Below are 11,824 nucleotides of genomic sequence, written 5' to 3'. Positions count from 1 at the left end.
AAGGGAATGACTCAGTTTCACCGCATCGCCGCCCTGCTGGCCCTGGCCTTGGCCTTGGTGCTCGGCGGTTGCACCAGCAAACCGGTTTACAACGCCAAGGAAGAATTTTCGCCCAACCTCGGTTTCACCCAGGCGCAGATGAGCCGCGCCATCGTCACCGCGCTCAACGACCGCCAGTGGGTGGTGCAGTCGGTTCGCCCGGGCATGATCAAAGCGGCGATCACGGTACGCGGACGCCACCACGCCGAGGTCGACATCCCGTTCAGCCCGACCTCGTTTGAAATCGACTACCGCAGCAGCTACGGCCTCGACGCCAAGGACGGCAAGATCCACGGCAACTACAACCGCTGGGTCAACCGCCTGCGCGACAACGTGCTCAAGGAGTTGTCGATCAACCCGGACATCGAGTTCGTCAACGACCTGGGCATCGTCAAGCAAGGCGCCGACGAGCCGACCTACCTGAGCTTTCGCGAGGGCGTCAAACGCGCCACCGACGCCGGTCTGCTGGACGGCAGCGTGAAGTTCTACCTGGCGGGCGAAACCCTGCCCAAGCAAGTGCGCAAACTCGACACCGTGAGCAGCAGCCGCAAAACCAACGGCTCGAACAAATCCGACACCGACGCCTGCTTCTGGGCGCTGCAATCAGCCCTCGCCACCCTGCAGAACGCCGCGAAAAAAGCCGACGCCAACGCGGTGATCAACATCGCCAGCGTCGACCAGCGCGACCTGTACAAGGACACCGAGAAATTCCAGTGCCGCGCCGGCCTGGTGGTGTCGAGCGTGGCGTTGCGTGGGGATTTGGCACACGTTGATTGATTGACAGTAGAAACGACAAAGGGCGCCTTGCGGCGCCCTTTGCTATTCAGTTCAGCTCAAGTGCTGGCATGTAACTTCAAGCCCAACGCCTTCACCACTTTCAGAATCGTTCCAAACTCAGGATTTCCTTCACCTGACAGTGCACGGTAGAGACTTTCTCGAGACAGCCCGGCGTCACGTGCGACTTGGGTCATGCCTCGCGCTCTCGCAATGGTGCCCAGTGCCTTGGCGATAAAGGCAGGATCATCTCCAGCCTCCTCCATGCAGGCATCCAGATAATTGGCCATGTCCTCTTCTGTCTTGAGGTACTCGGCTGAGTCCCAACGAGTGAATTGTTCGGTCATGGGTTTTGCTCCTGCCAAGACTCCGCGATGAGCCTGGCTTGCTTGATATCTCGGGGTTGGCTGCTCTTGTCTCCACCACAAAGGAGGATGACCACTTGCCGACCTTGTTGCATGAAATAGACTCGATATCCGGGGCCATAGTCAATTCTGACTTCGCTGAGCCCCTCACCGACGGCTTTGACATCACCAAAATTCCCATCGGCCATACGATCAATGCGCACCTGAATACGCATCCTGGCGCGGCTGTCAGCCAGCTTCAAAAGCCAGCTGGAGAATGTTGAACTTCGAATGATCTCAGGCATGACCGAGAGTGTAGCCCTTGAGCTACACATGTACCAGACGGTTTTTTCTGCACCGACGTACGGTGTCTACACTCCATAAATCGTTGAATGCTGACTCGCAAAGTCAAGGAGATGACCATGCAAGTGAAAGCCCTGATCGCCGCCGCACTCCTCGGGTTATTGCCCAGCGCCAGCCACGCCACCAATCTGATGTACATGCCGTTCGAAACTGTGCTCTCGGATGCGATTCGCGCCGGGCGGCTGGATGGCAGTGTGAAGTTTTATCTGGTCGGCAACGGGCCTCAGGGAACTCAGCGGTTGTTGCAGCGCGGTGTGGTCAGCGACTTGAAGACCAACGGTTTCAACAAGAGCGATCACGATTCCTGCGAGTGGGTGCTGCAGTCGAACCTGATCAAGTTGCAGGCCGACGCCAAGCGGGTCGGGGCGAATGCGGTGGTCAATATCGTCAGTTATTACGACCAGCATGTGCGCAAGGATTTGAATACCTATGAGTGTCGGGCAGGGATTTTTGTCACGCGAGTGGCGTTGAAGGGGGATCTGGTGCGGTTGCCCTGAAATATGCAGTGTTCGGGCGAGCGTCTTCGCGAGCAGGCTCGCTCCCACCTTGAAATGCGTTGCCCTGTGGGAGCGAGCCTGCTCGCGATTTGATTGCGCAGCAATCAAGCGTTTGAAGGTTCGACTTTACGCGTCAGCAGTTCGACGAACGCCTTGGCCATTGGCGATTTCTGATCCTTGCGCTGCACCAGCCACACCGCCGACACCGCTTGCGGATCGAGCAAAGGCCGATACACCACACCATCGATGCGCATCCGCTGATAAGACGCTGGCAACACCGACACCCCCAAGCCCGCCGCCACCAGCCCGATGATGGTCATCGCCTCGCCCGCCTCCTGGGCGAAATGCGGGCTGAAGCCGGCGTCCCGCGCCAGGCTGAGTAACTGCGCATACAGACCACTGCCGTAACTGCGTGGGAAAAACACGAACGGTTCGAGGGCCAGGGCTGCCAGGAACAGGCCTTCTTCGCTGCCGTTCACCAGCGGATGCTTGGAGCCGAGCACCGCCACCAGCGGCTCACGCATCAGCTCAACCACGCTCAGCGAATCCGGCAAACCCAGCGGACGCATGATGCCGACTTCGATCGACTCATCCACCAGCGCGTCCGCGACCATGGTGCTGCTCATTTCCCGCAGGTTCAGGTGCACCGCCGGGAAGCGCTGGCGAAACGAAAAAATCGCCTGTGGAATGGTTGAGTTGAACGGCGCCGACGAGGTGAAGCCGATCTTCAGTTCCCCCAACTCTCCGAGTTGCGCCCGCCGTGCAACATCCGCCGCTTTGTCGACTTGAGCCAGCACCAGCCGCGCCTCCTGCAGAAACAATCGGCCGGCCTCGCTCAGCTCGACCCGACGATTGGTGCGCTCGAACAACCGCGCGCCGACCTCTTGCTCCAGCGCCTGAATCTGCTGACTCAGCGGTGGTTGAGAGATCCCCAGCACCTGTGCGGCGCGGCCGAAATGCAATTCTTCGGCGACGGCGATGAAGTAGCGCAGATGACGCAATTCCATGGAAACCCCATTAGGTCGTTAAAGCTATCAAACAGGTCGAACAATATATTGGATAGAAACATTAGCCAGCTATATGATTTTTTCATTGCCTGCCTGGCCGTGCCCTCCGAGGTCTGATGTGAAAACCGCCGCCGCCCCTCTTGCCCATGAAGTTCCGCCTGCCGCGGCGGACGATGTCATCGCCGAGCTGCAGGAGATCTACATCGAAAAAGGCACGCCGATGTTCATGCGCACGGTGCTGGCGCTGTTCAGCGGCGGCTTCGCGACCTTCGCTTTGCTGTATTGCGTGCAGCCGATGATGCCGCTGCTGTCCCACGAGTATGGAATCAACGCGGCGCAGAGCAGCCTGATTCTGTCGGTGGCGACCGGCATGCTGGCCTTCGGTCTGCTGATCACAGGGCCGATCTCTGACCGCATCGGGCGCAAACCGGTGATGGTCGCGGCACTGTTCGCCGCCGCGTTGTGCACGATCGCCAGTTCGATGATGCCGAGCTGGCACGGCGTGCTGATCATGCGCGCGCTGATCGGGCTGTCGTTGAGTGGTCTGGCGGCGGTGGCGATGACGTATTTGAGCGAGGAAATCCATCCGCAGCACATCGGTCTGGCGATGGGCCTGTACATCGGCGGCAACGCGATTGGCGGGATGAGCGGCCGCTTGATCACCGGGGTGCTGATCGACTTCGTCAGTTGGCACACGGCGATGTTGGTGATCGGTGGCCTGGCGCTGGTCGCGGCGGTGGTGTTCTGGAAGATCCTCCCCGAATCGCGCAACTTCCGCTCACGCTCGCTGCATCCGCGCAGCCTGCTCGACGGCTTCACCATGCACTTTCGCGACGCCGGCCTGCCGCTGCTGTTTCTTGAAGCCTTTGTGCTGATGGGCGCGTTCGTCACTCTGTTCAACTACATCGGCTATCGCCTGCTGGCGGCACCGTACAACCTCGATCAGGTGTTCGTTGGCTTGCTGTCGGTGGTGTACCTGTCGGGCATCTACAGTTCGGCCAAAATCGGTTCCCTGGCGGACAAACTGGGACGGCGCAAAGTGCTGTGGGCGACCATCGCGCTGATGTTCGCCGGCCTTGCGCTCACGATGTTCACACCGCTGTTGCTGGTGATCGTCGGCATGCTGATCTTCACGTTCGGCTTCTTCGGCGCGCACTCGGTGGCGAGCAGCTGGATCGGCCGGCGCGCGACCAAGGCCAAGGGTCAGGCGTCGTCGTTGTACCTGTTCAGTTATTACGCCGGCTCCAGCATTGCCGGTACGGCGGGTGGGGTGTTCTGGCATCTGGGCGGCTGGAATGGCATCGGCCTGTTCATTGGTGCGCTGTTGCTGGTGGCGCTGCTGGTGGCGTTGAAACTGGCGAAGTTGCCGCCACTTGGTGGTGTGAAAGCTTAAAAGCAAAAGATCGCAGCCTGCGGCAGCTCCTACAGGGAAACGCGAATCCCAATGTAGGAGCTGCCGCAGGCTGCGATCTTTTGATCTTGTACAAAAACGCCCGGCATTGGCCGGGCGTTTTTTATTGGGCGTCGATCACTCGTGATACTGCGCTGACAACTCGTGCACCGCACGCAGGAACGCGCCCGCATGCTCCGGATCGACCTCAGGGGTGATGCCGTGGCCGAGGTTGAACACATGGCCGCTGCCCTTGCCGTAGCTGGCCAGAATGCGCCCGACTTCGGTGCGGATCGCTTCCGGTTTGGCGTAGAGCACGGTCGGGTCCATGTTGCCTTGCAGCGCGACCTTGTCGCCAACACGGGCGCGGGCGTTGCCGATGTCGCAGGTCCAGTCCAGACCCAGTGCGTCGGCGCCGGCCTCGGCGATGCTTTCCAGCCACAGGCCGCCGTTCTTGGTGAAGAGGATAACCGGCACCTTGCGCCCGTCGTGTTCGCGAATCAGGCCGCTGACGATTTTCTTCATGTAGGCCAGGGAGAATTCCTGATAAGCCGCCGCCGACAGGTTGCCGCCCCAGGTATCGAAGATCTGCACCGCTTGCGCGCCGGCCTGGATCTGGCCGTTGAGGTACGAGGTCACCGACTGCGCCAGCTTGTCCAGCAGCAGGTGCATGGCTTGCGGGTTGTCGTAGAGCATCGCCTTGGTCTTGCGGAAGTCTTTCGACGAACCGCCTTCGACCATGTAGGTCGCCAAGGTCCACGGGCTGCCGGAGAAGCCGATCAGCGGCACACGGCCGTTCAGCTCGCGGCGGATGGTGCTGACCGCGTCCATCACGTAGCCGAGATCCTTGTGTGGATCCGGGATCGGCAGCGCTTCGATGTCCGCCAGGGTGCTGACGACTTTCTTGAAGCGCGGACCTTCACCGGTCTCGAAGTACAGGCCCTGGCCCATGGCATCGGGAATGGTGAGGATGTCGGAAAACAGGATCGCCGCGTCCAGTTGCGGATAGCGGTCGAGCGGTTGCAACGTGACTTCGCAAGCGAATTCCGGATTCATGCACAGGCTCATGAAATCACCGGCCTGGGCACGGCTGGCGCGGTATTCAGGCAGGTAGCGGCCGGCCTGGCGCATCATCCACACCGGGGTGACGTCAACGGGTTGCTTGAGCAGGGCGCGGAGGAAACGGTCGTTCTTCAGGGCAGTCATGTCGGCATCCGGAAAAAAAGTGCGGGCATTTTCTCAGAGCGCGACGCAAAAGGCACGGATGCAGGTCAGCCTTTTGTCTATCGGGTCAATTTATTGCGTTGGAAAGGCGTTATCAGCAACACCGAGAAACAACTGTGGGAGCGAGCCTGCTCGCGAATAGGCCGGTACATCCAACAGTGAAGTTGGCTGACAGACCGCTTTCGCGAGCAGGCTCGCTCCCACAGGGTTATTGCGTTTGGTTCAGGATCCGAGGTTAGACGCCCAGGTAATCGAGGATCCCTTCAGCCGCATTGCGGCCTTCGAAGATCGCCGTCACCACCAGGTCGGAACCGCGCACCATGTCGCCACCGGCGAAGATTTTCGGGTTGCTGGTCTGGTGCTTGTACTGACCTTGCTCAGGCGCGACGACGCGGCCCTGGCTGTCGGTCTGGATTTCGAACTGTTCAAACCACGGTGCCGGGCTCGGACGGAAACCGAACGCGATGACCACGGCGTCGGCCGGGATGATCTCTTCGGAGCCCGGGATCGGCTCGGGGCTGCGACGGCCACGGGCGTCCGGCTCACCGAGACGGGTCTCGACCACTTTCACGCCTTCGACCTTGTCTTCGCCTACGATCGCGATCGGCTGGCGGTTGTAGAGGAATTTCACGCCTTCTTCCTTGGCGTTCTTCACCTCTTTGCGCGAGCCGGGCATGTTCGCTTCGTCACGACGATAAGCGCAGGTCACCGACTTGGCGCCCTGGCGGATCGAGGTGCGGTTGCAGTCCATCGCCGTGTCGCCACCACCGAGCACCACAACCTTCTTGCCTTTCATGTCGACGAAATCTTCCGGCGACTTTTCAAAGCCCAGATTGCGGTTGACGTTGGCAATCAGGAAATCCAGCGCGTCGTAGACGCCCGGCAGATCCTCACCGGCAAAACCGCCCTTCATGTAGGTGTAGGTGCCCATGCCCATGAACACCGCATCGTATTCGGCAAGCAGTTGCTCCATGGTCACGTCCTTACCGACCTCGGTGTTGAGGCGGAATTCGATGCCCATCCCGGTGAAGACTTCGCGACGATTGCTCAGCACGGTCTTCTCAAGCTTGAACTCGGGAATGCCGAAGGTCAGCAGACCGCCAATTTCCGGGTTCTTGTCGAACACCACCGGGGTCACGCCGCCACGCACCAGCACGTCGGCACAACCCAGACCCGCCGGGCCGGCACCGATGATCGCGACACGCTTGCCGGTCGGCTTGACCTTGGACATGTCCGGGCGCCAGCCCATGGCGAATGCGGTGTCGGTGATGTACTTCTCGACCGAACCGATGGTCACCGCACCGAAACCGTCGTTGAGGGTACAAGCACCCTCGCACAGACGATCCTGCGGGCACACCCGGCCGCAGACTTCCGGCAGGGTGTTGGTCTGGTGCGACAGCTCGGCGGCCTGGAGGATGTTGCCCTCGGCCACCAGCTTCAGCCAGTTGGGAATGAAGTTGTGCACCGGGCACTTCCATTCGCAATACGGGTTGCCGCAACCCAGGCAGCGGTGGGCCTGGTCGGCCGACTGCTGGGGTTTGAACGGTTCGTAGATCTCGACGAACTCTTTCTTGCGCTGACGCAACAGTTTCTTCTTCGGATCCTTGCGCCCGACATCGATGAACTGGAAGTCGTTATTCAGACGTTCAGCCATTGTTAAAACCTCATCAAACTCTTCAGGCGCATATCACTGCGGGTTGGCACGAGTGCTGGAAAGCAACGATTTCAGGTTGGCAGCCTTAGGCTTCACCAGCCAGAAACGACGCAGGTAGTCATCAAGGTTCTCGGCGAGTTCACGACCCCACTCGCTCTCGGTTTCCTTGACGTACTCGTTCAGCACGTTCTGCAGGTGGCTGCGGTAGGCTTCCATCGCCTCGCCGCTGATCCGCTGGATTTCCACCAGTTCGTGATTGACCCGGTCAACGAAGGTGTTGTCCTGGTCGAGCACGTAGGCGAAACCACCGGTCATGCCAGAGCCGAAGTTGTAACCGGTCTTGCCCAGGACGCAGACGAAACCACCGGTCATGTACTCGCAGCAGTGATCGCCAGTGCCTTCCACAACGGTGTGGGCACCGGAGTTACGCACAGCGAAACGCTCGCCCGCAGTACCAGCGGCGAACAGCTTGCCGCCGGTGGCGCCGTACAGGCAGGTGTTGCCGATGATGGCGCTGTTCTGAGTCTGATAGACGCTGCCCTTCGGCGGCACGATGACCAGTTTGCCGCCGGTCATGCCTTTGCCGACGTAGTCGTTGGCGTCGCCTTCCAGATACATGTTCAGACCGCCGGCGTTCCACACGCCGAAGCTCTGACCGGCCGTGCCTTTGAAGCGGAAGGTGATCGGCGCATTGGCCATGCCCTGATTGCCGTGCTTGCGCGCGATTTCGCCGGAGATCCGCGCACCGATCGAACGGTCGCAGTTGCAGATATCCAGATCGAACTCGGCGCCGCTGAGGTCATTGATCGCCGAAGTCGCCATGTCGACCATTTTCTCGGCCAGCAGGCCCTGGTCGAACGGCGGGTTGCGCTCAACGCCGCAGAATTGCGGTTTGTCCGCCGGGATGTGATCGCTGCCCAGCAGGGGGGTCAGGTCCAGGTGATGCTGCTTGGCGGTCTGGCCTTCGAGGACTTCCAGCAGATCGGTGCGGCCGATCAGCTCCTCGAGGGAACGCACACCCAGTTTGGCCAGCCACTCACGGGTTTCTTCGGCGACGTAGGTGAAGAAGTTCACCACCATGTCGACGGTGCCGATGTAGTGATCCTTGCGCAGCTTCTCGTTCTGGGTCGCGACGCCGGTGGCGCAGTTGTTCAGGTGGCAGATACGCAGGTATTTGCAGCCCAGCGCGATCATCGGCGCAGTACCGAAGCCGAAGCTTTCGGCGCCGAGGATCGCGGCCTTGATCACGTCGAGGCCGGTTTTCAGGCCACCGTCGGTCTGCACCCGGACTTTGCCGCGCAGGTCGTTGCCGCGCAGGGTCTGGTGGGTTTCGGCCAGGCCGAGTTCCCACGGAGCGCCCGCGTATTTGATCGAGGTCAGCGGCGAAGCACCGGTACCACCGTCGTAGCCGGAGATGGTGATCAAGTCCGCGTAGGCCTTGGCCACACCGGCGGCGATGGTGCCGACGCCTGCTTCCGCTACCAGTTTCACCGAGACCAGCGCCTTCGGGTTGACCTGTTTCAGGTCAAAGATCAGTTGCGACAAGTCTTCGATCGAGTAGATGTCGTGGTGCGGCGGTGGCGAAATCAGGGTCACGCCCGGCACTGCATAACGCAGCTTGGCGATCAGCCCGTTGACCTTACCGCCCGGCAGTTGCCCGCCCTCGCCCGGTTTGGCGCCCTGAGCGACCTTGATCTGCAGCACTTCGGCGTTGACCAGGTATTCCGGGGTCACCCCGAAACGGCCGGTCGCGACCTGCTTGATTTTCGAACTCTTGATGGTGCCGTAACGTGCTGGGTCCTCACCGCCTTCGCCGGAGTTGGAACGCGCACCGAGGCGGTTCATGGCTTCGGCCAGGGCTTCGTGAGCTTCCGGCGACAGGGCGCCCAGCGAGATACCGGCGGAGTCGAAGCGCTTGAGCACCGATTCCAGCGGCTCGACTTCACTGATGTCCAGCGGTTTGTCGAGGGTCTTGACCTTGAACAGGTCACGGATCATCGACACCGGACGGTTGTCCACCAGCGAGGTGTATTCCTTGAACTTGGCATAGTCGCCCTGCTGCACGGCGGCTTGCAAAGTGTTGACCACGTCCGGGTTGTACGCGTGGTATTCGCCACCGTGGACGAACTTCAGCAGACCGCCCTGCTGGATCGGCTTGCGCGGACTCCAGGCTTCGGTAGCGAGGGCTTTCTGCTCGGCTTCGATGTCGACGAAACGCGCACCCTTGATGCGGCTCGGCACGCCACGGAAGCTCAGCTCGCACACTTCTTCGGACAGACCGATGGCTTCGAACAGCTGTGCACCGCGATAGGACGCGATGGTCGAGATGCCCATCTTCGACAGGATCTTCAGCAGGCCTTTGGTGATGCCCTTGCGGTAGTTCTTGAACACCTCGTAGAGGTCGCCCAGCACTTCACCGGTACGGATCAGGTCGCCCAGCACTTCGTAGGCCAGGAACGGATACACCGCCGAGGCGCCGAAACCGATCAGCACCGCGAAGTGGTGCGGATCGCGGGCGGTCGCGGTTTCCACGAGGATGTTGGAATCGCAGCGCAGGCCTTTTTCGGTCAGGCGGTGGTGCACCGCGCCGGTGGCCAGCGAAGCGTGGATCGGCAGCTTGCCCGGGGCGATATGGCGGTCACTCAGGACGATCTGGGTACGCCCGGCACGCACGGCTTCTTCAGCCTGATCGGCAACGTTGCGGATCGCCGCTTCCAGACCGACGCTTTCGTCGTAGTTGAGGTCGATGATCTGCCGCTCAAAACCCGGGCGGTCGAGGTTCATCAGCGAGCGCCACTTGGCCGGCGAGATCACTGGCGAGCTGAGGATCACGCGCGAGGCGTGCTCCGGCGATTCCTGGAAGATGTTGCGCTCGGCACCGAGGCAGATTTCCAGCGACATCACGATCGCTTCACGCAGCGGGTCGATCGGCGGGTTGGTCACCTGCGCGAACTGCTGGCGGAAATAGTCGTATGGCGTGCGCACGCGCTGCGACAGCACGGCCATCGGCGTGTCGTCGCCCATCGAACCCACGGCTTCGTAGCCCTGTTCGCCGAGCGGACGCAGCACCTGATCACGCTCTTCGAACGTGACCTGATACATCTTCATGTATTGCTTGAGCTGATCGACGTCGTAGAACGCCGAACCGTGGTCGTTGTCTTCCATGGTCGCCTGGATGCGCAGGGCGTTCTTGCGCAGCCATTGCTTGTACGGATGACGTGACTTCAGACGGTTGTCGATCGCGTCGGTGTCGAGGATCTGCCCGGTTTCGGTGTCCACGGCGAGGATCTGGCCCGGACCGACACGGCCCTTGGCGATCACGTCTTCTGGCTGGTAGTTCCAGACGCCGATTTCCGACGCAACGGTGATGAAACCGTTGGTGGTGGTGACCCAGCGCGCCGGACGCAGACCGTTACGGTCGAGCAGGCACACCGCGTAACGACCATCGGTCATCACCACGCCGGCCGGGCCGTCCCACGGTTCCATGTGCATCGAGTTGTACTCGTAGAACGCACGCAGATCCGGGTCCATGGTTTCAACGTTCTGCCACGCAGGCGGAATGATCATCCGCACGCCACGGAACAGGTCGATGCCACCGGTAACCATCAGTTCGAGCATGTTGTCCATGCTCGAGGAGTCGGAACCGACACGGTTGACCAGCGGGCCGAGTTCTTCCAGATCCATCAGATCGTTGGTGAACTTGGTCCGACGGGCCTGTGCCCAGTTACGGTTACCGGTAATGGTGTTGATCTCGCCGTTGTGCGCGAGGAAGCGGAATGGCTGGGCCAGCGGCCATTTCGGCAGGGTGTTGGTGGAGAAGCGCTGGTGGAACACGCAGATCGCGGTTTGCAGGCGCTGATCGCCGAGGTCCGGATAGAACGCGGCCAGGTCAGCCGGCATCATCAGGCCTTTATAGATGATGGTCTTGTGCGAAAAGCTGCAGATGTAGTGGTCGGTGTCGGCGGCGTTGGCCACCGACGAGCGACGACGGGCGCTGAACAGCTTGACCGCCATGTCCTGATCGCTCAGGCCTTCACCGCCGATGTACACCTGCTCGATTTGCGGCAGACGCTCAAGGGCCAGACGGCCGAGGACGCTGGTGTCGATCGGCACTTTGCGCCAGCCGATCAGTTGCAGGCCTTCAGCGAGGATCTCGCGGTTCATGTTCTCGCGAGCGGCTTCGGCCTTGGCCGGATCCTGGTTGAAGAAGACCATGCCCACGGCATATTGCTTGGGCAGCTCGACGCTGAAGTTTTCCTGGGCCATCGCCCGCAGGAAGGCATCGGGCTTTTGAATCAGCAGACCGCAACCGTCACCGGTCTTGCCGTCGGCATTAATCCCACCGCGGTGGGTCATGCAGGTCAGGGCCTCGATGGCCGTTTGCAAAAGGGTATGACTGGGCTCGCCCTGCATATGGGCTATCAGGCCGAAACCGCAGTTATCCTTGAATTCATCTGGTTGGTACAGACCTGCTTTCATAGACACTTTCTCACCAGGCTGCCTCTTTACGAGGCAAATTTCTTTTCAATTCA

The 11,824-nt window shown here is 60.8% G+C and carries 9 protein-coding genes; 3 read left to right on the top strand and 6 right to left on the bottom strand.

Annotation, left to right across the window (positions count from 1 at the left end; genetic code table 11):
- Positions 1-6: 6 nt before the first annotated feature.
- Positions 7-816: a hypothetical protein gene (locus ACYZUM_RS29155; protein ID WP_041074895.1), complete on the top strand. Its 810-nt coding sequence runs from the start codon at positions 7-9 to the stop codon at positions 814-816.
- 56 nt (positions 817-872) lie between these two features.
- Here ACYZUM_RS29155 and ACYZUM_RS29150 read toward each other — a convergent pair whose 3' ends face one another.
- Together ACYZUM_RS29150 and ACYZUM_RS29145 are read right to left on the bottom strand one after the other, a co-directional pair.
- Complete coding sequence (locus ACYZUM_RS29150) at positions 873-1,160, bottom strand: addiction module antidote protein (protein WP_007943750.1); 288 nt, start codon at positions 1,158-1,160, stop codon at positions 873-875.
- The gene (locus ACYZUM_RS29145; protein WP_041074898.1) at positions 1,157-1,462 is read right to left on the bottom strand and encodes a type II toxin-antitoxin system RelE/ParE family toxin; all 306 of its coding nucleotides are present in this window, start codon (positions 1,460-1,462) and stop codon (positions 1,157-1,159) included. Before ACYZUM_RS29145 ends, ACYZUM_RS29150 begins: the two co-directional genes overlap by 4 nt.
- A 117-nt stretch (positions 1,463-1,579) precedes the next feature.
- Between ACYZUM_RS29145 and ACYZUM_RS29140 the strand changes: the two genes are divergently transcribed.
- Positions 1,580-2,017: an excinuclease gene (locus ACYZUM_RS29140; protein WP_108181453.1), complete on the top strand. Its 438-nt coding sequence runs from the start codon at positions 1,580-1,582 to the stop codon at positions 2,015-2,017.
- 104 nt (positions 2,018-2,121) lie between these two features.
- Here ACYZUM_RS29140 and ACYZUM_RS29135 read toward each other — a convergent pair whose 3' ends face one another.
- Positions 2,122-3,024: a LysR family transcriptional regulator gene (locus ACYZUM_RS29135; protein ID WP_108181452.1), complete on the bottom strand. Its 903-nt coding sequence runs from the start codon at positions 3,022-3,024 to the stop codon at positions 2,122-2,124.
- Positions 3,025-3,202: 178 nt separating this feature from the next.
- Here ACYZUM_RS29135 and ACYZUM_RS29130 point away from each other — a divergent pair, with 178 nt between their 5' ends.
- Complete coding sequence (locus ACYZUM_RS29130; protein ID WP_440828819.1) at positions 3,203-4,417, top strand: MFS transporter; 1,215 nt, start codon at positions 3,203-3,205, stop codon at positions 4,415-4,417.
- 135 nt (positions 4,418-4,552) lie between these two features.
- Here ACYZUM_RS29130 and hemE read toward each other — a convergent pair whose 3' ends face one another.
- From hemE to gltB, 3 genes are all read right to left on the bottom strand, one after another.
- Entirely contained in the window at positions 4,553-5,620 is a 1,068-nt protein-coding gene (gene hemE / locus ACYZUM_RS29125; protein WP_007968321.1) for a uroporphyrinogen decarboxylase, read from the bottom strand.
- 253 nt (positions 5,621-5,873) lie between these two features.
- Complete coding sequence (locus ACYZUM_RS29120; protein WP_007909438.1) at positions 5,874-7,292, bottom strand: FAD-dependent oxidoreductase; 1,419 nt, start codon at positions 7,290-7,292, stop codon at positions 5,874-5,876.
- A 33-nt stretch (positions 7,293-7,325) separates the two neighbouring features.
- Entirely contained in the window at positions 7,326-11,771 is a 4,446-nt protein-coding gene (gene gltB, locus ACYZUM_RS29115) for a glutamate synthase large subunit (protein WP_108181450.1), read from the bottom strand.
- Between the last annotated feature and the right edge of the window lie 53 nt (positions 11,772-11,824).

This window comes from Pseudomonas sp. m6p, from assembly GCF_055760375.1.
This window is presented reverse-complemented; position numbering and strand designations above follow the sequence as displayed.